The organism is Nocardia tengchongensis (genome assembly GCF_054781395.1).
Genome location: NZ_BAAGUM010000015.1, coordinates 275648 through 300452 on the forward strand (window position 1 = coordinate 275648; position 24805 = coordinate 300452).

29 protein-coding genes are annotated in these 24805 nt (G+C 68.1%); 17 read left to right on the plus strand and 12 right to left on the minus strand.

Going from position 1 to position 24805, the window contains the following annotated elements:
• Positions 1-12: 12 nt before the first annotated feature.
• Positions 13-498 carry an SRPBCC family protein gene (locus ACYVKL_RS27750; protein WP_379166081.1) on the minus strand — a complete coding sequence of 162 codons (486 nt, stop codon included), beginning with the start codon at positions 496-498 and terminating at the stop codon, positions 13-15.
• Positions 499-629: 131 nt separating this feature from the next.
• Between ACYVKL_RS27750 and ACYVKL_RS27755 the strand changes: the two genes are divergently transcribed.
• Positions 630-1595 (plus strand): patatin-like phospholipase family protein, encoded by a 966-nt coding sequence (locus ACYVKL_RS27755; protein ID WP_379166083.1) that lies wholly within the window; start codon positions 630-632, stop codon positions 1593-1595.
• Here ACYVKL_RS27755 and ACYVKL_RS27760 read toward each other — a convergent pair.
• Positions 1592-2467 carry a LysR family transcriptional regulator gene (locus tag ACYVKL_RS27760; RefSeq protein WP_379166084.1) on the minus strand — a complete coding sequence of 292 codons (876 nt, stop codon included), beginning with the start codon at positions 2465-2467 and terminating at the stop codon, positions 1592-1594. The two genes, ACYVKL_RS27755 and ACYVKL_RS27760, sit on opposite strands and share 4 nt — an antisense overlap.
• Positions 2468-2591: 124 nt before the next feature.
• Between ACYVKL_RS27760 and ACYVKL_RS27765 the strand changes: the two genes are divergently transcribed.
• From ACYVKL_RS27765 to ACYVKL_RS27785, 5 genes are read left to right on the plus strand one after another with little or no spacing between them, the layout of a single operon-like run.
• Entirely contained in the window at positions 2592-4040 is a 1449-nt protein-coding gene (locus ACYVKL_RS27765; RefSeq protein WP_213555308.1) for a form I ribulose bisphosphate carboxylase large subunit, read from the plus strand.
• Positions 4041-4056: 16 nt separating this feature from the next.
• Complete coding sequence (locus ACYVKL_RS27770) at positions 4057-4479, plus strand: ribulose bisphosphate carboxylase small subunit (protein ID WP_213555309.1); 423 nt, start codon at positions 4057-4059, stop codon at positions 4477-4479.
• 25 nt (positions 4480-4504) lie between these two features.
• Positions 4505-5584, plus strand: coding sequence for an AAA family ATPase (locus ACYVKL_RS27775; RefSeq protein ID WP_379166086.1), 1080 nt, complete (start codon positions 4505-4507; stop codon positions 5582-5584).
• Positions 5585-5600: 16 nt separating this feature from the next.
• Entirely contained in the window at positions 5601-6677 is a 1077-nt protein-coding gene (locus tag ACYVKL_RS27780) for a class 1 fructose-bisphosphatase (protein ID WP_379166087.1), read from the plus strand.
• 46 nt (positions 6678-6723) lie between these two features.
• Positions 6724-7602, plus strand: coding sequence for a phosphoribulokinase (locus ACYVKL_RS27785; RefSeq protein ID WP_379166088.1), 879 nt, complete (start codon positions 6724-6726; stop codon positions 7600-7602).
• Between the two features lie 72 nt (positions 7603-7674).
• On the opposite strand, the gene ACYVKL_RS27790 is transcribed toward ACYVKL_RS27785, so the two are convergent.
• Both ACYVKL_RS27790 and ACYVKL_RS27795 read right to left on the minus strand, forming a co-directional pair.
• Positions 7675-8262, minus strand: coding sequence for an HdeD family acid-resistance protein (locus ACYVKL_RS27790; protein WP_379166089.1), 588 nt, complete (start codon positions 8260-8262; stop codon positions 7675-7677).
• 71 nt (positions 8263-8333) lie between these two features.
• Positions 8334-9005, minus strand: a complete 672-nt coding sequence (locus tag ACYVKL_RS27795; protein ID WP_379166090.1) for a YoaK family protein — start codon at positions 9003-9005, stop codon at positions 8334-8336.
• Positions 9006-9192: 187 nt separating this feature from the next.
• Here ACYVKL_RS27795 and ACYVKL_RS27800 point away from each other — a divergent pair, with 187 nt between their 5' ends.
• Together ACYVKL_RS27800 and ACYVKL_RS27805 are read left to right on the plus strand one after the other, a co-directional pair.
• Positions 9193-10359, plus strand: coding sequence for a thiolase family protein (locus ACYVKL_RS27800; protein WP_379166091.1), 1167 nt, complete (start codon positions 9193-9195; stop codon positions 10357-10359).
• A gap of 71 nt (positions 10360-10430) precedes the next feature.
• Positions 10431-11603 carry a winged helix DNA-binding domain-containing protein gene (locus ACYVKL_RS27805; RefSeq protein ID WP_379166092.1) on the plus strand — a complete coding sequence of 391 codons (1173 nt, stop codon included), beginning with the start codon at positions 10431-10433 and terminating at the stop codon, positions 11601-11603.
• A 5-nt stretch (positions 11604-11608) separates the two neighbouring features.
• On the opposite strand, the gene ACYVKL_RS27810 is transcribed toward ACYVKL_RS27805, so the two are convergent.
• Positions 11609-12031: a hypothetical protein gene (locus ACYVKL_RS27810; RefSeq protein WP_379166093.1), complete on the minus strand. Its 423-nt coding sequence runs from the start codon at positions 12029-12031 to the stop codon at positions 11609-11611.
• Positions 12032-12042: 11 nt separating this feature from the next.
• Positions 12043-12537, minus strand: coding sequence for a winged helix-turn-helix transcriptional regulator (locus ACYVKL_RS27815; RefSeq protein ID WP_379166094.1), 495 nt, complete (start codon positions 12535-12537; stop codon positions 12043-12045).
• A 100-nt stretch (positions 12538-12637) separates the two neighbouring features.
• Between ACYVKL_RS27815 and ACYVKL_RS27820 the strand changes: the two genes are divergently transcribed.
• Positions 12638-14041, plus strand: a complete 1404-nt coding sequence (locus ACYVKL_RS27820; protein ID WP_379166096.1) for an MFS transporter — start codon at positions 12638-12640, stop codon at positions 14039-14041.
• Here ACYVKL_RS27820 and ACYVKL_RS27825 read toward each other — a convergent pair.
• Together ACYVKL_RS27825 and ACYVKL_RS27830 are read right to left on the minus strand one after the other, a co-directional pair.
• Entirely contained in the window at positions 14038-14631 is a 594-nt protein-coding gene (locus ACYVKL_RS27825) for an isochorismatase family protein (RefSeq protein WP_379166097.1), read from the minus strand. The genes ACYVKL_RS27820 and ACYVKL_RS27825 overlap by 4 nt on opposite strands.
• The gene (locus ACYVKL_RS27830) at positions 14628-15887 is read right to left on the minus strand and encodes an MFS transporter (protein WP_379166683.1); all 1260 of its coding nucleotides are present in this window, start codon (positions 15885-15887) and stop codon (positions 14628-14630) included. The genes ACYVKL_RS27825 and ACYVKL_RS27830 overlap by 4 nt, the downstream gene beginning before the upstream one ends.
• 126 nt (positions 15888-16013) lie before the next feature.
• Here ACYVKL_RS27830 and ACYVKL_RS27835 point away from each other — a divergent pair, with 126 nt between their 5' ends.
• The 5 genes from ACYVKL_RS27835 (at position 16014) to ACYVKL_RS27855 (ending at position 19958) form a co-directional block, all read left to right on the plus strand.
• Positions 16014-16964 (plus strand): LysR family transcriptional regulator, encoded by a 951-nt coding sequence (locus ACYVKL_RS27835; protein ID WP_379166098.1) that lies wholly within the window; start codon positions 16014-16016, stop codon positions 16962-16964.
• 19 nt (positions 16965-16983) lie between these two features.
• Complete coding sequence (locus ACYVKL_RS27840; protein ID WP_379166099.1) at positions 16984-17394, plus strand: NUDIX hydrolase; 411 nt, start codon at positions 16984-16986, stop codon at positions 17392-17394.
• A gap of 139 nt (positions 17395-17533) precedes the next feature.
• The gene (locus ACYVKL_RS27845) at positions 17534-18655 is read left to right on the plus strand and encodes an NAD(P)H-dependent flavin oxidoreductase (protein WP_213555321.1); all 1122 of its coding nucleotides are present in this window, start codon (positions 17534-17536) and stop codon (positions 18653-18655) included.
• 218 nt (positions 18656-18873) lie between these two features.
• Entirely contained in the window at positions 18874-19698 is an 825-nt protein-coding gene (locus ACYVKL_RS27850; protein WP_379166100.1) for an HNH endonuclease family protein, read from the plus strand.
• Between the two features lie 35 nt (positions 19699-19733).
• Positions 19734-19958, plus strand: a complete 225-nt coding sequence (locus ACYVKL_RS27855; RefSeq protein ID WP_213555323.1) for a hypothetical protein — start codon at positions 19734-19736, stop codon at positions 19956-19958.
• Between the two features lie 3 nt (positions 19959-19961).
• On the opposite strand, the gene ACYVKL_RS27860 is transcribed toward ACYVKL_RS27855, so the two are convergent.
• Entirely contained in the window at positions 19962-20411 is a 450-nt protein-coding gene (locus ACYVKL_RS27860; protein WP_379166101.1) for an SRPBCC family protein, read from the minus strand.
• Positions 20412-20529: 118 nt separating this feature from the next.
• On the opposite strand from ACYVKL_RS27860, the gene ACYVKL_RS27865 reads away from it, so the two are divergent.
• Together ACYVKL_RS27865 and ACYVKL_RS27870 are read left to right on the plus strand one after the other, a co-directional pair.
• Positions 20530-21657 (plus strand): DUF418 domain-containing protein, encoded by a 1128-nt coding sequence (locus ACYVKL_RS27865; RefSeq protein ID WP_379166102.1) that lies wholly within the window; start codon positions 20530-20532, stop codon positions 21655-21657.
• Entirely contained in the window at positions 21654-22202 is a 549-nt protein-coding gene (locus ACYVKL_RS27870; protein WP_379166103.1) for an NUDIX hydrolase, read from the plus strand. The genes ACYVKL_RS27865 and ACYVKL_RS27870 overlap by 4 nt, the downstream gene beginning before the upstream one ends.
• Here the strand turns inward: ACYVKL_RS27870 and ACYVKL_RS27875 are convergent.
• A complete protein-coding gene (locus tag ACYVKL_RS27875) occupies positions 22189-22755 on the minus strand; it encodes a TetR/AcrR family transcriptional regulator (RefSeq protein ID WP_379166104.1) in 567 nt (188 codons plus the stop codon). The two genes, ACYVKL_RS27870 and ACYVKL_RS27875, sit on opposite strands and share 14 nt — an antisense overlap.
• 39 nt (positions 22756-22794) lie before the next feature.
• Between ACYVKL_RS27875 and ACYVKL_RS27880 the strand changes: the two genes are divergently transcribed.
• The gene (locus ACYVKL_RS27880) at positions 22795-24039 is read left to right on the plus strand and encodes a KasA/KasB family beta-ketoacyl-ACP synthase (protein WP_379166105.1); all 1245 of its coding nucleotides are present in this window, start codon (positions 22795-22797) and stop codon (positions 24037-24039) included.
• 36 nt (positions 24040-24075) lie between these two features.
• On the opposite strand, the gene ACYVKL_RS27885 is transcribed toward ACYVKL_RS27880, so the two are convergent.
• Positions 24076-24489, minus strand: coding sequence for a hypothetical protein (locus tag ACYVKL_RS27885; protein ID WP_213555328.1), 414 nt, complete (start codon positions 24487-24489; stop codon positions 24076-24078).
• Complete coding sequence (locus ACYVKL_RS27890) at positions 24486-24770, minus strand: ribbon-helix-helix domain-containing protein (protein WP_213555329.1); 285 nt, start codon at positions 24768-24770, stop codon at positions 24486-24488. Before ACYVKL_RS27890 ends, ACYVKL_RS27885 begins: the two co-directional genes overlap by 4 nt.
• Positions 24771-24805 lie beyond the last annotated feature (35 nt).

Here is a 24805-nt window from a genome sequence, read left to right on the forward strand (position 1 = left end):
CTGCCGCCGAACCTACGGCGTGGGCAGTTCGGGGCGCGGCTTACCCGGGGCGACGGTGCGGGCCAGAATGCCGAGGGTGGCGCGCAGTCCGCTTTCGGGGATGACCGGGAAGATCTTGGCGTCCTTGAATTCCTGTGGAACGGCGGACCAGTCGTAGTAGGACGTCACGAGGGTGCCCGCCTCGATCGGCTCGAGCCGGTAACCGTAGACGTGGCCCGGTTCGACCCGCCCGCGTACGGTCCAGGCGATCTCCCGCTCCGGCTCGAAGGTGACGATTTCGACGGTGACGTCGTACAGGCCCAGCGGATAGTCGTTGAGGGCCTCGCGGTCCATGTGCACGACGAAGGTGTCACCGACTCCGGTGACCACCTCGCCTTTCGCGGCCATCAGCATGCCGGAACTGTCGATGGCGACGTGCCCCTGCGGGTCGGTGAGAATGGCGAAGACCTCGGCCGGTGTGGCAGCCACGGCTCGCTCCACTCGAAATTGTTCTGACACAACAAGATCCTATCGGCGCGGGCCGACCGCGGTCGAGCCGAACCCTGCGCGACGGCGCATCGAATACCTCGGTGGGCGGAAGATCCACGACACGACGCGGATCGCCACAAGTCGCTGGGAAGGACGTCGGAATGTCGGGAACCGGAACCAAATCCGTCGATCTCGTACTCGAGGGTGGCGGCGTGAAAGGAATCGCACTGGTCGGTGCGGTGCTGAGCCTGGCCGAGGCGGGCTATCGGTTCGAGCGGATCGCGGGGACCAGCGCCGGAGCCGTCGTCGGGGCACTGACCGCCGCCTACCAACAGGCCGGACGCGATCTCGGGGACCTGCATCCGATCATGCAGAGCCTGGACTATCGGCGATTCGAGGACGGTTCGATCGCGCAGCGGGCGCTCGGGCGGCTCGGGGACGGCTTGGCCGTGGTGTTCCAGGACGGCGCGCACTCCGGCGACTATCTGGTGCGGTGGCTGACCCCGCTGCTGTCCGACGTCGGGGTCCGGACCTTCGGCGACCTGCGCGTCACCGACGACCCCGGCACCGGTCTCGCCGCGCACCAGCGGTACCGGCTGGTCGTCAACACCACCGATCTCACCCGCCGGGCCCTGGTGCGCCTGCCCTGGGACTACGCCCAATACGGCAAGGACCCGGACATCGAACTCGTCGTGACCGCCGTGCGGGCGTCGATGTCGGTGCCGTTCTTCTTCCGCCCGGTCACCGTCACGACCCAGCACGGCGAGGCCACCTGGGTGGACGGCGGTCTGCTGTCGAACTTCCCGATCACGGTGTTCGACCGCACCGACAACAAGCCCGAGCGGTGGCCCACCTGGGGCATCAAGCTGTCGACCGAACCGTCCACCCACGAATTCGACCGGCCGGTGAAAACCGCTGCGCAGCTGGCGTTGGCGTGCCTGCACACCGTCATCAACGACGACGCCAACCAGTACGCGTACGCCGACGAGGGCATCAATCGGCGCACCATCTTCATCGACACCAGCGGTACCGAATCGCTCGACTTCGCCATCACCCGGACAGCCCAGGCCGCCCTCTACCGGGCGGGCCGTGACGCCGCCGAACAGTTCCTGCAGCGACAGGCCTAGACACCGCGAAATGCTTTGTCGCCGACCCGATCCGGGTCGGTGATGTGGGACAGGAACAGGCGCGCCGCCGGGGTGGGCGTGCGCGTGGTCACCGCATGCCAAGGCCGCGTCAGCGGGGTGCCCTCGACGGGGAGGAGCTCCAGGTGGCCCGCCGACAGGTCGGCGGCGACGGCGTCGGAGTGGATGAGGGTGATGCCCAGGCCCTCGCGGGCGGCGGCGAGGGCGGCGCCGTGCGTGCCGAGAGTCAGTGTGGGCGGCCGAATTTGGAGACGGTCGAAGAGGGCGAGGGTGGTGTCTCGGGTGCCTGAGCCTTTGCCACGCAGCAGCCAGGTGGCCGCACAGGGGTCGGGCCAGCGGTCGGGGGCGCCGACGACGACGAGTTGGCAGGGGCGGCGGGCGCGGGTGACGAGGCCGGTTTCGCGGGGCGGGCGGCCCGCGACGACGAGATCCGTTTCGTGGTGGGTCAATTCGAGGAACAGGACGTCGCGGGGCTGGATGGACAGGCTCAGTTCGATGTCGGGGTAGCGGGTGCGGAAGGAAGCGAGCAGGCGGAGCAGCACGTATTCGCCCGCGGTGGCGACGACGCCGATGCGCAGGCGGCCGGTTTCGGCTTCGCGGACCGCGGCGTGCGCTTCCTTCATCAGGCCCAGGATGCTGCGGCAGTAGTCGGCGTAGACGCGGCCGGCTTCGGTGAGGGCGATGCCGCGTCCGGCTTTGGTCACCAGTTTCGCGCCGAGTTGTTTCTCGATGTGTGCTACGGCCGCCGACGCGGCGGCTTCGGTGATGTGCAATTGGGCGGCGGCGCGGCGAATGCTGGAGTGTTTGGCAACGGCGAGAAAGGTTTCCATGCGCACCGCGCTCACCGTACCCATCCACAGACGGTAGCAAACTCTACGAAAGGGTTGAGCGAGACCAGAAACAATCGAATTGTTTGTCGTTAACGACGCCGTCATCCTGGGAATCGCAAGTAGCCCAACCCGGTTCGCAGGAGGAAAGATGGCGGGATCTGGCGATGATCAGCGCAGTCGGTGGGATCCGGGCGTACAGTCGTACGCGTCGATGGGATACTACGCCCCCGACTATCAGCCCAAGGACACCGATGTGCTGGCGGTTTTCCGGGTGACTCCACAGCGGGGCGTCGACCCGGTGGAAGCCTCGGCGGCGGTGGCCGGCGAATCCTCCACCGCCACCTGGACGGTCGTCTGGACCGACCGCCTCACCGCGCACAACCGCTACCAGGGCAAGTGCTATCGCGTGGACGAAGTGCCCGGCCGGCCAGGGGAGTACTTCGCCTACGTCGCCTACGATCTCGACCTGTTCGAGGAGGGCTCGATCACCAATCTCACCTCCTCGGTGATCGGCAATGTCTTCGGCTTCAAGCCGTTGCAGGCATTGCGCTTGGAGGACATGCGGATTCCCGTCGCATATGTCAAGACCTTTCAAGGTCCTGCGCACGGAATCGTTATGGAGCGCGAGTATCTCAACAAATACGGTCGCCCGCTGCTCGGCGCGACGGTGAAACCGAAGCTCGGGCTGTCGGCGCGCAATTACGGGCGCGTGGTGTACGAGGCGTGCAAGGGCGGCCTCGATTTCACCAAGGACGACGAGAACATCAACTCGCAGCCGTTCATGCGCTGGCGCGACCGATTTCTGTTCGCCATGGAAGGCGTGAACCGGGCGATTGCCGAAACCGGTGAATTGAAGGGCCATTACCTCAACGTCACCGCGGCGGACATGGAGGACATGTACGAGCGGGCCGAGTTCGCCAAGTCGCTGGGCAGCTGCATCATCATGATGGACCTGACGGTCGGCTACACCGCCATGCAGTCCATGGCCAAGTGGGCGCGGCGCAATGGCATGTTGCTGCACCTGCACCGGGCCGGGCATTCCACCTACACCCGGCAGAAGACGCACGGCGTGAGCTTCCGGGTGCTGGCCAAGTGGTGCCGGCTGATCGGCGTGGACCACGTACACGCCGGGACCGTCGTCGGAAAGCTGGAGGGCGACCCGCACACGGTGCGCGGCTTCTACGACACCTTGCGCGACGGCCACGTGCCCATGAATCCGGCGAACGGCATCTTCTTCGACCAGGATTGGGCGAGCCTGCCGGGCGTCATGCCGGTGGCCTCCGGCGGCATCCACGCCGGGCAGATGCATCAACTGCTGGACCTGTTCGGCGATGACGTGATCCTGCAGTTCGGCGGCGGCACCATCGGCCACCCGATGGGCATCGCCGCGGGCGCCGAAGCCAACCGGGTGGCGCTGGAAGCGGTGGTGAAGGCGCGCAACGAGGGTCGCGATCTGCTGAAGGAGGGCCCGGACGCGCTGCGTCGCGCCGCCGAGATCTGCCGGCCGCTCGAGGTCGCCCTGCAGACCTGGGGTGATGTCACCTTCGACTACACCTCCACCGACGCCCCCGACGCCGTTCCGACGGCCACGCGCTGAAAGCCGAGGAATCCCCATGCGTTTGCGCCAAGGCACCTTCTCGCACCTGCCGGACCTCGACGACACCGAGATCGCCGCACAGGTCCGCTACGCCCTGCTCAACAACTGGCCGGTGTCCATCGAGTACACCGACGACCCGCACCCGCGCAACAACTACTGGGAGATGTGGGGCCTGCCCCTGTTCGATCTGGACGAGCCCGACGGTGTGCTCGCCGAGATCAACGCCTGCCGGGCCACGTTCCCGCGCCACTACATTCGCGTGAACGCCTACGACGCCTCCTACGGCCGCCAGACCACGGCCGTGAGCTTCCTGGTGCAGCGGCCCGAGCACGAGCCCGGCTTCCGGCTGGACCGCACCGAATCCGACGATCGCCGCCAGCACTACGGCTTCCACGCCTACGCCACCGACGACCGTCCCGACGAAAGGTACAGCCGCTGAACGCGTTTCAGGGCAGGAGGATACTGTGAGCGCGGAACACCCCGCGGCATCGGGCGGCCGGCGGCCTGCAGCCGACCGCCCGGCGGGCGGGTTCCAGATGCACCGGCCCGGGGCCACGAGCCCCGCGCCGCTGCGCGGTACGGCCGCCGAGGTGTCCACCCGACCGGAGGATGCGGCGGCCGACCACCTGCGCGGGTCCGAACCGCTGGCCGACGACGCCCTGCTGGACCTGTCGACCGACGTCGCCGGCAAGGACGTCGAGGACACCCTGACCCGCCTCGACGCCGAACTGGTGGGCCTGGCCAACGTCAAACGCCGGGTGCGCGAGATCGCCGCGCTGCTGCTCATCGATCGCGCCCGGCAGCGTTTCGGGCTCCAAGCCACCCGCCCGACCATGCACATGAGCTTCACCGGCGGCCCCGGCACCGGCAAGACCACCGTCGCGCTGCGCATGGCCGAGATGCTGTACGCGCTCGGGTACATCCGGAAACCCAAGGTGCACACCGTCACCCGCGACGATCTGGTCGGCCAGTTCATCGGCCACACCGCGCCCAAGACCAAGGAGGCGCTGGCCAAGGCCGCCGGGGGAGTGCTGTTCATCGACGAGGCCTACTACCTGTTCCGCCCGGAGAACGAGCGCGACTACGGGCAGGAGGTCATCGAGATCCTGCTGCAGGAGATGGAGAACGAGCGCACCAGCCTGGTCGTCATCTTCGCCGGCTACCCCGACCGCATGGACACCTTCTTCTCCGCCAACCCCGGCCTGTCCTCCCGGGTCGCCCACCACATCGAATTCCCCGACTACACCCACGACGAACTCCTGGCCATCGCCGAACTCATGGTGCGCCAGGAGAACTTCCGCTTCGATCCCGAAGCGGCACAGGCGTTCTCCCGCTATCTCCGGCTGCGCATGACCCGCCCCCGCTTCGCCAATGCCCGCAGCGTGCGCAATGCCCTCGACCGCTGCCGGCTACGCCAGGCCAAACGCTTGGTCGAGCTGCACCGGCCGGTCGGCCGCACGGATCTGATCACCCTGACGGACGCCGATGTCCTCGGCAGCAGTGTGTTCACGGACGCCCCCGCCGACGAGGGGGCTTCTCCATGACGAAATGAGAGCGATTGTGCCCGAAGGATTGAAGACCCTCACCCGCTACACCATCGAGTCCGAGCATCGGCAGCCCGGCGCGTCCGGAGAGTTCTCGGCGCTGCTCAACGTGCTCGCCACCGCCACCAAAATCATTGCGAACCAGGTCACCCGGGGAGCCATTGTCGGCTCGCTGGGTGCCACCGATGCCGGAAATCTGCCGGTGACGGTGCACCGGCGGATGGATGCCATCGCCAACGACATCATGGTGGCCGAGAGTCAGTGGACCGGGCCGCTGTCGGCGCTGATGTCGGAGCAGATGCGTGACCCGCACCCGGTGCCCAGCGAGTACCGGCGCGGCAAGTATCTGCTGGTCTTCGATCCGCTGGACGGCTCGAGCAATATCGATGTGAACCTGCCGGTGGGAACGATCTTCAGTGTGCTGCGGGCCCCCGAGGACGGGCGCGAGCCCACGCGCGCGGACTTCCTGCAGCCGGGCGTGCAGCAGGTGTGCGCCGGGTTCACGCTCTACGGGCCCGCGACCATGCTGGTGCTGACCACCGGCAGCGGCGTGGACGGATTCACCCTCGACCGCGAGGTGGGCGCGTTCGTGCTCACCCATCCGCGCATGCGGATCCCCGACGACACCTCCGGATTCGCGATCAATGCCGCCAACGAGCGGTTCTGGGAACGGCCGGTGCGCCGCTACGTCCACGAATGCCTCGAAGGGCTGGACGGGCCGCGCGGGCGCGACTTCAACATGCGCTGGGTCGCCTCGCTGGTCGCCGACACCTTCCACATCCTCACCCGCGGCGGGCTCTACATGTACCCGCGCGACACCCGCAATCCTGAACGGCCGGGCCGTGTTTCGCTGCTGTACGGGGCCAATCCGATCGCCTTCGTGGTCGAGCAGGCCGGCGGCGCCGCCTCCACCGGGCACGAGCGGGTATTGGAGGTGCGGCCCGAGGAGCTGCATCAGCGGGTGCCGTTCATCTTCGGATCCCGCAACGAGGTCGAGCGGATCGAGCGCTATCACCGCGAGCCGGAGGAGGGGCCGAGTTTCGACGCCTCGCTCTTCGGCTCCCGCTCGCTGTTCCGCGTGGCCCGTCATTGAACGGCCGGACGCCTGAAACCCGCTGTCCGGCAATCGAGGAGGTGCCATGTCGGTCAAACATCCCGTGGTCGCGATCACCGGGTCGTCCGGTGCGGGGACGACCAGCGTCACGCGAACCTTCCAGGAGATATTCCGCCGCGAGGGAATCAACGCGGCCATCGTGGAGGGGGATTCGTTCCATCGCTTCGACCGCAACGAGATGAAACTGGCCATGGCCGAGGCCGAACAGCAGCGCAACCTGACCTTCTCGCACTTCGGGCCCGAGGCGAACCTGCTCGCCGAACTCGAGACCCTGTTCCGCGATTATGGGGAGACCGGGGTGGGGGCGGTGCGGCGCTACCTGCACGACGACGAGGAGGCCAAACCCTTCGGGCAGCCGCCGGGCACGTTCACGCCGTGGACGGAGCTGCCGCCGGGCAGCGACCTGCTGTTCTACGAGGGCCTGCACGGGGCCGCGGTCGGCGAGGACATCGATGTCGGCCGGTACGCCGACCTGCTGGTGGGCGTGGTGCCGATCATCAATCTGGAGTGGATTCAGAAGGTGCACCGCGACAAGACCGAACGCGGCTACTCCAGCGAGGCCATCATCGACACCATCCTGCGGCGCATGCCCGACTACGTGAAGCACATCTGCCCGCAGTTCTCGCGGACCTATGTGAACTTCCAGCGGGTGCCCACGGTGGACACCTCGAATCCCTTCACCGCCCGCACCATTCCGACCGCGGACGAGAGTTTCGTGGTGATCCGCTTCGCCGACCCGAAGGTGATCGACTTCCCGTATCTGCTGTCCATGCTGCACGATTCGTTCATGTCGCGGCCCAACAGCATCGTGGTGCCGGGCGGCAAGATGGATCTGGCGATGCAGCTCATCTTCACGCCGTTGATCCTGCGACTGATGGACAAGCGGCCCAAGCGGCTGCGCTGAAACGACCGGTCCGGCAACGACAATGGCGGCCGCCCCGGATCGGGGCGACCGCCATTCTTGTGGTTGCAGGGTTTATAGGTTCGCGGCGACGCGCTTGGCGGTGCTCTTGACCTGGAAGGCCGAGATGACCTCGAAGATGCCGATCACGATCAGCCAGCAGCCGACCACGACCACCAGGGTGGTGATCGAGCGGAACGGCTCCACGATCAGCAGACCACCACCGACGATCAGCAGGATGCCGAACAGGATCTGCCAGCCCCGGCCCGGAAGCGCGGAGTCGGACACCGCGGCGACCAGCACCGCGGTGCCGCGGAAGATCCAGGTGATGCCGATCCACAACGCCAGCAGGCCGATCGCCTGGAACTCGTTGCGGAAGCAGAAGAAGCCCAGGATGAACGACAGGATGGCGGTGATGAACGACAGCACCCGCATCCAGGTGCTGACGTGCAGACCGAACGCCGCGATGAGCTGGAAGACGCCGGATACGAGTAGGTAGATACCGAACAGAACACCGGCGACCACCAGGGTCGGTCCGGGCCACACCAGGATCAGGATGCCCAGCACCACCGAGAGAATGCCGGTGACCAGGATCGACTGCCACGCGCTGCGGGCCAGTGCTTGAACCGGCCCTTCGAAAACTCCCTCTTTGCTGGTTGTCATGTTTTGCAGGATATGACCAGTTCGCGTCGTTTGCGGTTAATTTGCCATGTGTTGCGTGGCTGTGACCTGGCTCAGTCCCCGTCGGCGGCCCGGCGGACCGTGCGGCGCACCCAGCGAACGTCGGCCCGCCAGGTGTACGTGGCCACCAGCGCCGAGCCCGCGACGGCCGCATTGAGCATGTAGGCGCCGTCCACCACCAGCGACACCAGGCCACCGATGAGCGCGCCCGTACCGAACGAAACGTATTGTGTCGCATAGCCCAGCCAGTCGCGGGCGCTGCCGCCGCCGAAGGCGTGCCGCTCCACGCCCTGCGCGAACTTCACCAGCGTGCCGGTGACATAACTGACGGGGATCGAGACCTCGCCGTTCTTGACGAACGAGGTGTTGAGCGAGCCCATGCCGAAGGCGACGAAAAGGATAGGCACCAAGCCGATGCCTCGGTCATCGAGCACGTTGTCCACGATGGCCGCGGCCATCAGGGCGGCGGTGGTGAGCATGGTTGCACCGTGCGGATGGTTGGTCCACCAGTAGCGACGGCACACCGAGGCGAGGAAGACGCCGGCGAGGAAGCTGGCAATGATCGTCGCCGCGCCGAGCGCGAGGGTGTGATCGCCGGCGAAGTTGCCGAGGATGGCGCGTTCGGTATTACCGGTCATGAACGTGACGAAGTAGCCCTCGGAGTGGGTGTAGGCGGCCGCGCCGATGTATCCCGCCAGCACCGACAGCACCGCGGACAGCCGCATCTCGAGGCTCCAGAAAGGGGTGCTTGGTCGATTGCTGGTCGCAGTCACAGCAACAGGCTAGCAATGCGAATCGAGGAGGTCGGGAGGCGGAAAAACCGGCCACTTACGGTGCACCACGCCGTGCGGTACAGTGCCTATGTTAACCGGAATTCACACCCGGATCGTCCATTGGGAACAGGGAGAAGTCATGACTTCCGCCGTCATCGTCGACGCCATTCGCACCCCCTCCGGAAAAGGGAAAGCCGGTGGCGGCCTGTCGGAAGTCCATCCGGCGACGCTGCTCGCGGGCGTGCTGGGGAACCTGATCGAGCGCACCGGAATCGATCCCGCGCTCGTCGACGATGTGATCGGCGGTTGCGTCACCCAGAGCGGCGAGCAGGCGTTCAATATCTCGCGCACCGCGGTGCTGGCGGCGGGGTTCCCCGATGCGGTGCCCGCCACGACGGTGGACCGACAGTGCGGATCCTCACAGCAGGCAGCCCATTTCGCGGCACAGGGCGTCATGGCCGGGGCCTACGACATCGCCATCGCGTGCGGCGTGGAATCCATGTCGCGGGTGCCCATGTTCTCCAACGCCCAGGGGCAGGACGCCAACCGCGGACCGATCGCACACCGGTACCCGGACGGGCTCGTGCAGCAGGGCATCGCGGCCGAGGTACTGGCCGCACGCTGGAAGCTGGACCGGGCCGCCCTCGACGAATTCGCCGCGCGCTCACACCGATCGGCCGCGGCCACCGCCGCTGCCGGGGGCTTCGACAACGAACTCGTGGCCGCGGGGACGATCACCGCCGACGAGACCATCCGGCCCAGTACCTCGGCCGAGGGCCTGGCCGGACTGAAGCCCGCGTTCACCGACGCCGAATTCAAGGCCCGCTTCCCCGAGATCGAATGGTCGATCACCCCCGGCAACTCCTCGCCGCTCACCGACGGCGCCTCCGCGGCGCTCATCATGAGCGAGGAGAAGGCCGACCGGCTCGGTCTGAAGCCGCGCGCCCGCTTCCACTCCTTCGCCGTCACCGGTGACGACCCGCTGCTCATGCTCACCGCCGTCATCCCCGCCACCCGCAAGGTGCTGGCCCGGGCCGGACTGTCGATCGACGACATCGACGTCTACGAGGTGAACGAGGCCTTCGCGCCGGTCCCGCTGGTGTGGGCGCGTGAACTCGGCGCGGACCCGGCCAAGCTGAACCTGCGCGGTGGCGCCATCGCCCTGGGCCACCCGCTCGGCGCGTCGGGCGGCCGCATCCTGGCCACCATGCTCAACCACCTCGAGCAGACCGGCGGCCGCTACGGGCTCATGACCATGTGCGAGGCCGGCGGCCTGGCCAACGCCACCATCATCGAACGCCTCTGAAAGTCGCCGTCCCGCACCGGAATCGGTGCGGGACGCGGCACGGGGCAGAGGCGAGATCGCGGATGATGTCGGTGACCGGCCGTAAGCTGTGGCCGGTTGCGCGACGGGCGCGCGCCGCGGTGCGGGGAGGGATGATGCGGGTCTCGTGGGATCAGGTCTTCGCGTGGCGGGTGCGGCGGCAATTCGTTGATCCGCGCACCAAAGGCGATGCCGTCGCCGTGGCCGAACGGCTCTGCGGGATTCAGGCGCAGGTGACCTCGGCGGCCGAAACGGCGGTGGCGCTGCGACGTTCGGCCGGTGAGCCGGGGGCCGTGGTGCGGGCGCTGGGGGAGGGCACGCTACTGAAGACCTGGGCGATGCGCGGCACGCTGCACGCGCTGCCGCCTGAGCTGGGCGCGGCGGCGCTCTCGCTCATGGGCTCGGCCCGGACCTGGGAGAAGCCCGCGTGGACCAAGGCATCCGGGGCGACACCCGAGGATGTGGCCGCGCTGGTGAAGGCGGTCGGCGGGATTCTCGACGGGCAAGTGCTGACCCGGGACGAGCTGGTGACCGCGTTGATCGCCGAACCGCGCTTCCAGCCGTTGGAACAGCATCTGCGCTCGGGGTGGGGTTCCATGCTCAAGCCGCTGGCCTGGCAGGGCGCGCTCTGTTACGGCCCGGCGCGCGGTACTTCGGTCACCTTCACCAATCCCGCGCACGTCGTGCCGGGCTGGTCCGGGATACCCGACCCGGATGACGCCGCGCCGGCCGTCATTCGCGCGTATCTCGGCGCGTACGGACCGGCGACGCCGGAGATCTTCAACACCTGGCTGACCCGTGGGTTCCTGAGCAAACCGACTGTGCGCCGCTGGTTTTCGGCCCTGGGCGGCGAGCTGACCGAGATCGAGGTGGAGGGCCGGTCCGGCTACTTCCTCACCGAGCATCTCGATCAGCTGGCCGCGACGAAACCGACCTCTGCCGTCCATCTGCTCGGCCAGTTCGACCAGTACGTCCTCGGGCCCGGCACCGGCGACACCGCCCTGCTGCCCGGCGACCATCGGGCCAAGGTCAGCCGTACCGCGGGCTGGATCTCACCGCTGGTTCTGATCGGCGGCAAGATCGCGGGAACCTGGGAGGTCGAGGAGGAAGCCCTGGTGGTGTCCATGTTCGATGGCACACCGGTGCCGACCACCGAGATCACCGCCCGGCTATCGACCCTCACGAAGGCCACCGGTCAGCAGGTGACCACGGTTCGGGCCGCCTGACTGCATCAGCGTTGTTCGTCGACCGGTTGCACCCAGACCCACCACAGGCTCTCGGCAATGGTGATGGGAATCGTGCGGCCGTCCATGGTCACCTGGGCCGCGCCCGCACGGTCGGCGCGCCCGTAGGCCCACCCGACCCCGTCCGGGTTCTCGCCGAAGCCGAGGACGTAGGCGGAGTCGCGACCCCGCAGGGCGATGAACTCGCCTGCGCCCAGGCTCATTCCGGCGTGCCAGGCGTCGTCCTCCCCGAGGTACAACTCCTCGAGATTCACCTCGACGCCGTCGCCATTGGTGTCGACCAGCGCGAAGGCGACCGCGCCATTGCTCGCCAGGGCCAGGACGCGGGCGTGCCGACTCCACCCGCCGACGGCGAGGACGGTGTCCGGACTCGGCTGCGCGGGTTCGGTTTTCTCAGTGGTGTGCGACATCATCACAATTCTTACCCTCGGGAAGGTGACCGGTCCATCTCCGGTAGCAGGGCCGGGTCGTGCGCGCCGGGGCCCAATTGCGGTCGCAGGTCCTTGACCGTGAGGTGGTCGCCGCATTCCGAGCACACGGGCCGGACGGTGATCACGTGGCCACAGCCCTTGTGCACGGTCTGGATCGGCGGGCCGTCGGGTGCGGCCCATTCGTCGCCCCACTGCCGCATGGCCATCACGACCGTCCAGAGTGCGCGGCCCTTGTCGGTGAGCCGGTAGTCGTAGCGGACCGGGTTGTCCTGGTACGGGGTTTTCGCGAGCACGCCCTGTTCGACGAGGTGTTCCAGGCGCTGGGTCAAGACATTGCGGGCGATGCCCAGGCGGGAGCGGAAGTCGTCGAAGCGGGTGATTCCGAACAGGGCGTCGCGAATGATCAGCGGCGTCCACCACTCGCCGACCACCTCCAGGCATTGGGCGATGGAGCAGTTCATGTCCTCGAAGCTGGTTCGCCGCATGACCCCAGCATAGTCGGTTGCTTGAAAAGACTCACTCGCCTATGGTCAGTCTCATGATGCAACTCACTGGGCGCTGCGCCTCGACACATGGGGGAGAGCGATGAATGCCGTTGTCACACAGGAAGAACGGCGGGCGGTCGATTCGCGGGTGGTGCTCGGCATCGTCGCGGTCGCGGTCCTGCTGTCCAGCCTGGACCTGTTCATCGTCAATGTGGCGCTGCCGCGGATCGCCGAGGATTTCTCCGGCGCGCGCATCTCGGGCCTGTCGTGGGTGCTCAACGCGTACGCGATCGTCTACGCCGCGCTGCTGGTGCCGGCCGGGCGACTCGGTGACCGCAACGGCCACAAGACGACCTTCCTGACCGGCCTCGGCGTCTTCGTGCTCGGGTCGGCGTTGTGCGCGGTGGCCCCGAACACCGGGGCCCTGGTCGCGTTCCGGGTCGTGCAGGCCGCCGGCGCGGCACTGCTCACCCCGTCCTCGCTCGGGCTGCTACTGGCGGCGACGCCGGCCGAACGGCGGGCGACCGCGGTGCGGCTGTGGGTCGCCTTCGGCGGTCTGGGCGCGGCGCTGGGCCCGGTGCTGGGCGGCTTGCTCGTCGAACTGCATTGGCGCTGGGTGTTTCTGGTGAACGTGCCGCTGGGGATCATCGCCCTGGTGGTCGGCCTCCGGCTGCTGCCGCGGCCCGCGGGCACCGGCGGGCCACTGCCCGACGGTGTCGGCGCGCTCTCGCTGATCGCGTCGGTGGGCTCGCTGATTCTCGCGGTGGTGAAGGGTCAGGACTGGGGCTGGGGATCGGCCGGTGTGCTCGGCGCGATCGCGGCGACCCTGGTCTTCGCGGCGGTCTTCGTGATCTCGTCTCGTCGCCACCACAGTCCCGTCGTCGATCCGGGCCTGCTGCGGGTCCCGAATTTCGCTGTCGTGCTTGCCAATTCGCTGCTGTTCAACTTCGCTTTCGCGGGCATGCTGCTCTCGGCGGTGCTGTGGATGCAGAACGTCTGGGGCTGGTCGGCCTTGAAGACCGGTCTCGGCATCGCACCCGGCCCCATGGTCGTGCCGGTGGTGGCGATCGCGGCGGGACCGTTCATCGCCCGGGTGGGTGTGGGCCGAGTCCTCGCCCTCGGCGGGTTGGCGTTCGCGGCCGGAACCGTCTGGTGGGCGCAGGCCGTCGCCCTGCACGCGAACTATGCGAGCGGCTTGCTCGCCGGCATGCTGCTGACCGGACTCGGCGTCGGCCTGACCCTGCCGACCGGCACCGCCGCCGGCACCTCGGGCCTGCCACCCCAGCAGTTCGCGACCGGATCGGCGGTACTGACCATGGCCCGGCAGCTCGGAATGGCCGTGGGCGTGGCGGTGCTGGTGGCCGTGCTGGGTTCGCCGCTGGGCGGACCGGCGACCCTGGACGCGTTCCGGCACGGCTGGTACGTGATCGCGGCCGCGTCCGTGGCGGCGGGCGCGCTGGGCCTGGTCGTGCGCATGCCCAAGCCCGCGACCACAACCGGCTAGACCCGGGCCCGCGCGGATTCGGCGAGCAGCGCGACGATCTCGGCGGTCGTGCCCGACTCGCCGAGCCGCGGGAAGATCCGTTCGACGCTGTTGCGATGGGCGTCCATGTCCAGGTCGGACATGGCGTCCGTCGCGAGCGTCACGTGGTAGCCGTGCTCGTAGGCGGCACGGGCGGTCGACTCCACGCCGACGCTGGTGGTCAACCCGGCGAGCACGATGTGGGTGACGCCGCGGCGGCGTAGTTGCAGGTCGAGGTCGGTGCCGTGGAAAGCGCTCCATGCCCGCTTGGTCACCGTGACGTCGTCGGGATGGCCGCTCAGCTCGTCGACGATGTCGTCCCAGCCCGCGGGCAAGGAACCCGGGTGCCGCGGAATTTCGTTGCGCCCCGGCGGCGCATCCGAACCGTCCCCGCGCGCCGTGACCCGCACCAGGACGACCGGGGCATGGTGTTCGCGAAAGGCCCGAGCCAATTCGACTGTACGAGCTACCACCTCGGGGCCGGAGTGGGGGACCGTGGGCGCGGCCACGAGGGCATTCTGCACATCGATGACGACCAGGGCGGTCGAAGAATCCAGAGCGGTGACCGTCATGAGATTGCGCCTTTCTGCGACAGGGCATGGGACGTAGCCGCGGCCGGAGTCGCGGGTTCGGGGCGGCGGGGGAGCAGGAGCGGGCTGGCCAGGATCAGCAGGCCCGCGACCGCGAGGGCGGTGCGGGGGCTGGTCACGCTCGCGAGCAGTCCGCCCAGGGCGCTGAGGATCGCGATGGCGGCGCCGCTGCTGATCGACCAGGCCGAGAGAGTGCGGGCGATGCGGTCTTTCGGCGTGTGTTCGAGTCGATAGGTGGCCAGTACCGGGTTGTACAGGCTCATGCTGATGATGATCGCGAGCTCGACGGCGATCACGGTCAGCAGGCCCGGGACACCGGGCTGCACGAAGACGAGGCCGATCAGCCAGATGGCGCGCAGCGCGCCGACGGTGCGCAAGACGCGGATTTGGCCGTAGCGCTTCACGACTCGGCCCGCCAGGCGTGAGCCGACCAGGCCGCCGAGGCAGGGGGCGGCGAAGGCGAGGCCGTATTGCCAAGGGCTGAAACCGAGTTCGCGGAGCAGCAGGACGGCCAGCAGCGGTTCGGTGGCCATGATCAGGCCGCTGACGAGCAACTGGTTGAGGTAGAGGGCCCGCAGGCCCGGATGATTCAGCAGGTGCCGCCAGCCTTCGAGCAGGTCGGCGATTCGCAGCGGGCTCGCGCTGTTGCGCTGCGGGCGTTGTTCGTTGCTGCGGATCGCAGTGACCGCGAAGGCCGACAGCAGGTAGCTCAGCGCATCGGCGATCACGGTGACGACCGGTCCGAATATGCCGATCGCCGCGCCGCCCAGCGGTGGACCGACCGCAATGGAACTCCAGTTGGTCGACTCGAATCGCGAATTCGCGACCAGCAGGTCGTCCGGGCGGACGAGAGCCTTCAGATACGCGCCGCTCGCGGCGCCGAAGGCGATCTTGGCCGCCGCGATCACGGCCGAGACGATCATCAGCTGAATGAAGCCGAGGTGGCCGAGGGCGTAGGCGATCGGGATCGTCGCCATCACCGCGAAACGCAGCAGATCCATGGCGATCATCACCGGTCGTTTGCGCTGGAACTCGACCCACGGGCCGAGGGGCAACGCGATCAGCGCGCCCACCGCGGGCCCGACCGCCGCCAGCGCGGACACCTGAATGGCGCTGGCGTGCAACACCGTGACGGCGATCAGCGGCAGTGCGCCGAATCCGAGCCCGGAGCCGTAGGCGCTGACCGCGTAAGAGGCCCACAGCCATCCGAATTCGCGGCCCAGGTCTCGTCTGGCCATCACGTTGTGTACCTCCCGAACAACCCGCTGTTGACAGAGGTGATCCAAGCAAGGTGGGGAAGGCCGGATCAAACAACCGATCGATCGGCGAGCCACAACCAACCGTTGTGGGAGTACGGTGAGCCGGTGGATCTCACCGGCGTGCGCACCTTCGTCGTGGTCGCCGAGGCGGGCCGGTTCCAGGAGGCCGCTTTCGAGTTGTCGATCACTCAGCAGGCGGTCTCCAAACGCATTGCGGCGCTGGAGAAGTACCTGGGCGTGCGGCTGTTCGCCCGCACCGCGCGCGGCGCCGAGCTCACCATCGACGGACGGGCGTTCCTGCCGCACGCGCGGGAACTGCTGCGGGTCGCCGACCGCGCCGACGCCTCCGTGCGTCCGGGCCGGCGCGCGCTGCGCGTGGATGTGGTCAACCGGCGCGTGGTCATGGCGACGCTGATGCAGGACTTCCACCGCGCCCATCCCGACATCGCGCTCGATATCGTCACCCTCGAGGGCGACGCCCAAGCCGCGATCGCGGCGGTCGAGGCCGGCACGATCGACGCCACCTTCCATGCCGTCCCGGTGCGCCGGCAGCTGCCCGCCGGGGTCGCCACCGCCCGGGTGCTCGACGAGCCGCACGAACTGCTCATCGGCCCTCGCCACCCGTTCGCCAACGCCCATGCGGTGACGCCCGCGCAGCTGGCCGGGCATCGCATCTGGATGCCCGGCCTGCCCACGCACGGCGAGGTGGCCGACTACTTCGCCGAGCTCACCGCCACGTTCGGGTTCACCATCGACCGGCTGGGTCCGGTCTTCTCGAAAGAGGCGCTGCTCGAGGAGATCGCCGACTCCGCGAGCCTGGCGACGCTGGTCGGCGTGGGCACCCGGTATCTGTGGCCGGACAGCTACGACCTGCGCCGCATCCCCGTGAGTGATCCGGCGCTGGTCTATCCGCTGTCGATGATCTGGCGCACCGACAATCCGCACCCCGCGCTCACCGCCCTCCGTGACCATCTCGACGTGCGGCGAACGATCCGGCCGGCCGGTGAGATCTGGCTGCCGACATGGGCGCAACGCATCCCCGGGGCCGTGGACTGACGCCCGCTAGGCTGCGCCAATGCGGACGGAGCGGGAGCAGCGGCTGATCGACACGGTGGCGTGGGTGCGGATCGAGGGCGGGAGGATCCTGTGCGCGCGGCCGAGCGGCAAGGACGTCTTCTATATCCCGGGCGGCAAACGTGAAGGGGCGGAGACGGATCTGCAGACCCTCGTGCGCGAGATCCGCGAGGAGTTGACGGTCGAGATCGCGCCCGAGACGGTCGCGCACGTCGGCACCTACGAGGCGCTGATCCCCGAGGCGGTGGTGCGCATGGCCTGCTACACCGCGGACTATTCGGGCACCATCGCGGTCAGCAGCGAGATCGAGGAGATCGCGTGGTTCAGCTACGCCGATCGACCGCACGTACCGCCCGTGGACCAGCTGCTATTCGACGATCTGCACGCCGACGGCCTGCTCTCGCACGGCTGACCGTTCCCGGCAACTAGAACATGTTGTTGACATGGACCTACGGGTAGTCATCGAGAGACTGGTCCGAATGTAGAACATGTTCTAGTGTGGTGGGCACAACATTTCCAGTGCCGGAAAGTTCAGAGGAGCCCACCACACCATGCGTACCGAGATCTGCGATCGCCTCGGCATCGATGTGCCCATCTTCGCGTTCACCCACTGCCGGGACGTGGCCGCCGCGGTCAGCAATGCGGGTGGTCTGGGCGTGCTCGGCGCGGTCGGCTTCACCGCGGAGCAGCTCGAGGTCGAGCTGCAGTGGCTCGACGAGCACGTGCAGGGCGTCTACGGCGTCGACCTGGTCATCCCCTCCAAGTACGAGGGCAAGGGCGTCGAGGGCCTGAGCCCCGAGGAGCTGGAAGCCCAGCTGGCCAAGCTGGTTCCGCAGGGCCACCGCGACTTCGCCGAGAAGATCCTCAACGACCACGGCGTGCCGCACCTGCCGCCGGAGGAGAAGCACAACCAGCTGCTGGGCTGGACCGCCACCACGGTCGCCCCGCAGATCGAGGTCATCCTCAACCACCCCAAGGCCAAGCTGGTCGCCAACGCGCTGGGCACCCCGCCCGATGACGTGATCAAGCAGATCCAGGACTCCGGCCGCCTGATCGGCGCGCTGTGCGGTTCGGTCAAGCACGCGCTCAACCACAAGAACGCCGGACTGGACTTCGTGGTCATGCAGGGCACCGAGGGCGGCGGCCACTGCGGCGAGATCGCCTCGGTGGTGCTGTGGCCGCAGGTCGTCGACGCGATCGGCGACATGCCGGCGCTGGCGGCCGGTGGTATCGGCAATGGCCGTCAGGTCGCCGCGGCCCTCGCCATGGGCGCGGCGGGCGCGTGGACCGGTTCGCTGTGGCTGACCGTCGAGGAGGCCAATGTGCCGCCGGCGCAGATGCAGACCTACATCGACGCCTCCAGCTCCGACACCGTGCGTTCGCGCTCGTGGACCGGCAAGCCGTGCCGCATGCTCAAGAACGACTGGACCGAGGCCTGGGAGGCCGAGGACACCCCGAACCCGCTCGGCATGCCGCTGCAGATGATGGTCGCCCTCGACGGCGTCAAGCGCGGCCACCGCTACCCCGAGCAGGCCAAGGACGTGAACTTCAACCCGGTCGGCCAGGTCGTCGGCATGATGAACAAGATGGAGCGTTCCGCGGACGTGGTCCAGCGCCTCATCGCCGAGTACCTGGAGGCGTGCGAGCGCCTCAACAAGCTGAACAACGCCTGATCCACACCGCCTGATTCTCAGGACAATTCGGCGCGCCGGGTAGCTACTACCCGGCGCGCCGTCGTATATCCGCAGGTGGGGGCGTGGGAAGGGCTGCGCCGCCATTGTTTTCGATCTTCGCCGGACCCACCATGGAGTTACGGTGGGTGTGACACAGGTCTCCGAACCTCGCGTGCGACTTGCCGATTGGGGTCGCCGATTGCGAAGGTTTGCGGGATATGTTGCGCACAAATCCATTACGCCTGTCGGACCGCCTGTCCCCGGCCCAGCGCCGCCTGCTGAAAGCGGTCGTATCGCTATTGATCGTGGTCGCGCTGGCCGTTGCGGTCACCATCCTCGAAAAACGCGGCGGCACAGACAAACCGGATTCGAGTGGCCCGCCGATTCCCGATCGCGGCGCGCAACCGGCCGGATCGGCCAAGGAGATCAACGCGCTGCTGGGCAAACTGAAGGTGGCCGACGAATTGCCGATGACCGGCTACTCGCGTGACCGCTTCCCGCACTGGGACACCGACAAGCCCGAGCATGGTTTCGGTGACGCCTTCGCGCAATACAGCCGCTGCACCACCCGCGAGGTGGTGCTGCTGCGCGACGCGACCGGACCGGTGAAACTGGATCCGAGCAGCTGCAAATTCGGCGGCCTCGGCGCCGATGCGGGCTGGCGCGACCAGTACGGGGTCATGGACAAGAAGACCAACGCCCTCAAGCCCTACAAGTGGACCACCGATTCGTCGGGCCTGGACATCGACCACATCGTGGCGCTGGCCGAGGCGTGGCGGTCGGGCGCCGCGAAACTCGACGACGATACCCGCCGCCATATCGCCAATGACGCGCTGAACCTGGTGATTTCCGATCCCACCGCCAACCGTTCCAAGGGTGACCAGGATCCGTCCAGTTACCTGCCGCCCGGAAACTTCCGGTGCGCCTATATCGGGCACTACATCCAGGTGAAACTAAAGTACGGATTGAACGTCGACACCAAGGAACAGTCCGCATTGCAGACAGCGGTGAAGGACTGCATCAGCAAGGGAGAGTTCACATAGTCGCCATCGTCGAAATCCAGACCGAGGCAGCCGTCATGACCCGGGAAGAGGGAACGGTCTCCGGGGATCTCGATGTGACGCTGGACTACTCGGGCCACGGGCTCGTGCGCTATCGCGGTACCGCCACCTGGTACACCATCGGAAATCTGGAGGACGAGGAGCCGCGCAGCTGGACCAGCGTGCAGGACCTGGCCACCGCCATCGAGGACGAAAGCGGTGGCCGCGACGCCACGGGCAATGTGACGCCGTTCGAGGCGTGAACGCTAGTCGCGCACGGCTTTCAGGGCCTCGGCGCGGGCCTTGACCCCGTCGGTCATGCCGGTGAAGCCCTTGCGCAGGGCGCCGCCGAGCAGTCCGCCGACCACCACCGACAGCGGGCCGTTGAGCTGGAAGTGCGAGTCGTAGCGGGTGCGTCCGTCGCCGAGATCGGTGATCAGGTGCGAACGTTCGCTGCTGAGCACACCCAGCGGCGCGGGCTTCATGTTGTAGCTGAATTCGCGTTCCGGAGTGCAGGACCGGATGAATTCACGCTGCTGCTTGGGCGGGCCGACCAGCTGGACCCGCATATCGATGGGCGATCCGGGTTCCAGGGTGGTCTTGCACTCCAGGACGAAGGGGTTCCATTCCCCGTACGCGTCCACGTCGGTGAGCACCTGCCACACCAGGGCGGCGGGTGCGTCGATCTCCACGCTTTTGTCGATGACGAAGGCCATGGGGGAACAATACTGAAACCAGTTCCAGAAGGTGGGGTCGGTCTCACTCCGTGGCGGGAGCGCGGTCTCACCCCGGCGGGGGATCCCCGCGACCGCGCGGCGATCGTACGGTCAGGGCATGACGGACGAGCGGGCCATACCGGCGGTACCGAGGCTGCGGGAACTCGACGCCCTGCGCGGATTCGCCCTCGGCGGAATCCTGCTGGTCAATATCGAGATCATGTCGGACCCGAGCGGATTCGTCCCCGGCGCCGCGATGACGGTGTCGGAGGCGTTGTTCCACAACAAGTTCTATGTGTTGTTCTCGTTTCTGTTCGGCTATTCGCTGACGATGCAGTTCCGATCGGCCGAACGGGTGGGGGCGAGTGGGCGCGGGCGCACCGTGCGACGGTGCCTCGCGCTGATGGCCATCGGGGCCGTGCACGCGGTGTTCTTCTTCACCGGTGATGTGTTGTTCGGCTATGGGGCGATCGGGCTGGTGTTGCTCGCGCTCGGCCGGCTGCGGCCGCGGGGCGCGCTCCAGGTCGCGGCCGCCCTGTACGGGATCGGCACGCTGATCATCGCGATGATGGCGGTCGCGGGACGGGACGCCGGCGTCTCCGCCACGGAACGTGAACGACTGCTCGACATCGCGCGGGCAGGCTGGGGGACCGCCGCCGCGTGGCGGTGGGAGCTGTTCACGGATCGGCTGCCGACCTTCCTGCTGTTCGGTCTGTTCAACGTCCTGCCGCTGTTCCTCGTGGGCCTCGCCGCGGGCAAGGCGCGGCTGCTCGAATCGCCGGCGCGGTATCTGCCGTGGCTGCCCGGTGTGCAGTGGATCGGTTTCGGTATCGGACTGCCGATTTCGGCACTCGATGCAATAACGCACTGGCCGCCACTGGCGGGTTTCTCTGTGATCGCGGGTCCGCTGGTGGCCGCGGCCTACGGGGCGACGCTCTTGCGGATCATCCATAGCCGTCCCCGAGTGACCGATGTCTTCGCACCCGCCGGCCGGATCGCCGCCACCGTCTACATCGGCCAATCGCTGATCACGTCGCTGATCTTCACCGGCTACGGTTTCGGCCTGGCGGGCCGCTTGTCGGACTGGACGGTCCTGTCGATAGCGGTCGTTCTCTACGCCGCGCAATTGGCCCTCGCCTCCCGGTGGACCCGGCAGCACCGCTACGGCCCGATCGAATACCTGCTTCGCGCAATCACCTACGGCCCCACCCGCTTACGCCCCGGCCCCCGTACCGTCGAATCATGACTCTCGCCGAGCGTTATCCGCTGCTGCATGCCCCCGCCCGCTGGGAGTGGGGTGGGCTCGATGTCCAGTTCTCGACCGAGCTGCCACCCGATGAGCTGGTCACCAATATCCATCTCGTGTGTTTCGTCGGCGATCGCATCGTGCTGTGCCGCGACGACCGCGATGTCTGGATTCTGCCCGGCGGAACTCGCGAAGCGGGGGAATCCATCGAGTCCTGCGTCATTCGGGAGCTGGTCGAGGAAGCGGGCGCCGAACTTGCCGGTCCCATTCGGCAATTCGGTGCGCATTACGGGACGACCGACCACCCGGAGCCCTACCGGCCGTGGCAGCCGCATCCGCACAAGGCGTGGCTGTGGTGCACCGCTGATGTGAGGCTGGTGGGCGAACCCACCAATCCTGATGACGCCGAGAACATTCTGGAAGTGCGGACATTCAGCTTGGAAGAGGCGCTGCGGCACGCCGGCGACGACGGCTCGTACGTGCGGGAGCTGATCCGGCTGGCGGTGGAAGTCCACCGGGCGGGCGGCTCGACTACCGCACTGTGACAGCCTGGTTCACCAGCAGAGTGACGGCGCGTTCGACGCGGGCGGTGTCGCCGGTGATCCACCAGTCCATGATCAGGCCGCGGACGCCGGAGACGAGCAGGGTGGCAGACGCTTCGGGGTCGGGGAGATCCGGGTCGATGCGGCGCAGGGATTCGGTCATCGGGACGACGAGGGCCTGGATGGCGTCGGTGGCGTAGGGGCGGAAGGGGCTGCCGGGAACGGTTGCGGCGCCGAGGACCTGGAGCAGGGCGCGCAGGCTGACGGCGCTGTCGCCGGAGGTGTTGCGGTCGAAGGAGTGCGACAGGCGGGCGGCGAGGGTGGCGGGGTCGTCGATGCCGGTGAACATGGCGCCGATGTCGGGGCGGTGGGATTCCAAGGCGGCGACCAGCATTGCCTCCTTGGTGCCGAAGTAGTGGATGAGCATGCGGGAGCTGGTGCCCAGATAGTCGGCCAGCGGGCGCAGGGAGAGTTCGGCGAGGCCGTGGTCGGCGATGTAGGCGATGACGCCCTCGAGGAGCTGGGCGCGGCGGGCGTGGTCGAGTGGGCGGGGCACGGGTTGACTGTAGCGGGTGGTACAGGTATTCATGTCGACATGAGTGTAGCGATTGGTACAGAAACTCACCGGGGTGTCGTGGTGACCGCGATGGCCGCCACCACCTGCCTGGGATCCGATGTCGAAACGACCTGGTCGCGGCTGCTGGCGGGGGACAGCGGAATCGGTGCGCTCACAGATGATTTCGTCGCCGAATACGATCTGCCGGTGCGGATCGGCGGGCGGCTGGTGACGCAGCCGGGGGAGCGGCTGACCCGGATCGAGCAGCGCCGCATGTCGTTCGTGCAGCAGCTGGCGCTGGTGCTGGGCCGGCAGGTCTGGCAGGAGGCCGGGACGCCGGAGGTGGAGGCCGAGCGGCTGGTCGTTGCGATCGGAACCGGGCTCGGCGGCGGGGAGGCGCTGATCGGCGCGGTGGATCTGATGCGGAGCGCGGGCTATCGGAAGGTGCCGCCCATGACGGTGCCCATGGTCATGCCGAACGGCCCGGCGGCCACCGTCGGCCTGGAGATCGGGGCGAAAGGCGGTGTGTACGCACCGGTGTCGGCCTGTGCCTCGGGGGCGGAGGCCATCGCGCACGCCTGGCGGTCGATCGCCACGGGCGAGGCGGACGTGGCGGTCGCGGGCGGCGTGGAAGGGCATATCGACGCGGTCCCGATCGCCAGCTTCGCCATGATGCGCGCCCTGAGCACCCGCAATGACGAACCCGCGCGCGCCTCACGGCCTTTCGACCGCGACCGGGACGGCTTCGTCTTCGGGGAGGCGGGCGCACTGCTGGTGCTGGAATCGGAGGAGCATGCGCGGGCGCGGGGTGCGCGCATCCTCGGCCGGGTCCTGGGCGCGGGCATCACCTCGGACGGCTATCACATCACCGGCACCTCGCCCGACGGTGACGGCGCGGCCCGCGCCATGCGCAAGGCCCTCGCGGCCGCGGGGCTGACCGGCGCGGACATCGATCACGTCAACGCGCACGCCACCGGCACCCGGATCGGCGACGCTTCGGAGGCGAAGGCCATCACGGCGGTCGCGCCGCGGGCATCGGTCTACGCGCCGAAGTCGGCGCTGGGCCATTCCGTCGGCGCGGTGGGCGCGCTGGAGGCCATTCTCACGCTGCGCACGCTGGCCGAGCAGATCGTGCCGCCCACCCTGAATTTCGAGACGCCCGATCCGGATATCGACCTCGACGTGGTCGCCGACAAGCCGCGCTATCAGGAGCTGCGGTACGCGTTGAGCAATTCGTTCGGTTTCGGCGGCCACAACGTCACCCTCGCGCTGGCGCCGGCCTGAGCGAAAGCGCGGTCACCACACCGCGATTCGGCTCGATCAGGGCAGCTTGTCGGTCTGGACGCGCGGGTCCAGTTTGCGGAGCGTGTCGGGGCGGTCGGTCAGGCACGGCCAATCCCGGCTCACCGCTTCGAGAGTGGCGTGCCCGGCGGGGATGAGGGCGTCGGCGTCCGGCCGATCGGCGAGGGTGTCGCCGAGTTGTTCACTGGCCGGGCGGTCGAGCGGCTGGATGACGGTGTTGGGCAGATCCAGCAGCACCGAGAGGATGTCCCAGCGCCCGGGCGGGATCAGGGCGCGGGCCGCGGCGAGCGCGGTGGCGGGGACGATGATGGTGTGCCCGGCATCCGCGGTCGCCCAGACCACCGATTGCACGTAGGCCACGCGGTGGGCCCAGGCGGTCAGCGCGGCGGTGTCGAAGACGACGCCGCCCAGCGTGGGGGCGGCGGGGCTCATGCCGCGCCGGCGTGGTCGCCGGGGGCCTCCTCCTCATCGGATAAGGGTGGCAGGCCCTGCACCGCGCGGGCGCGATTGATCAGGTCCAGGGGCGGGCGGCCGCCGAGCGCGTTCTCGAGCCGGGCCAGGGAGTCGGCACGGTCGACGCGGGCCTTCACGGATTCGGCGACGAACGCGGAGATCGAGGCGATGCGTCCGGAGCTGCGCCAATCGTCGAGAGTGGCGGCGATCTCCTCGGGCATCGTCACGGTTATCTTGCGGGTGCGACGCTGTCTCGCCATACCGCGATAGTAAAGCGGTATGTGCGGGGGACAAA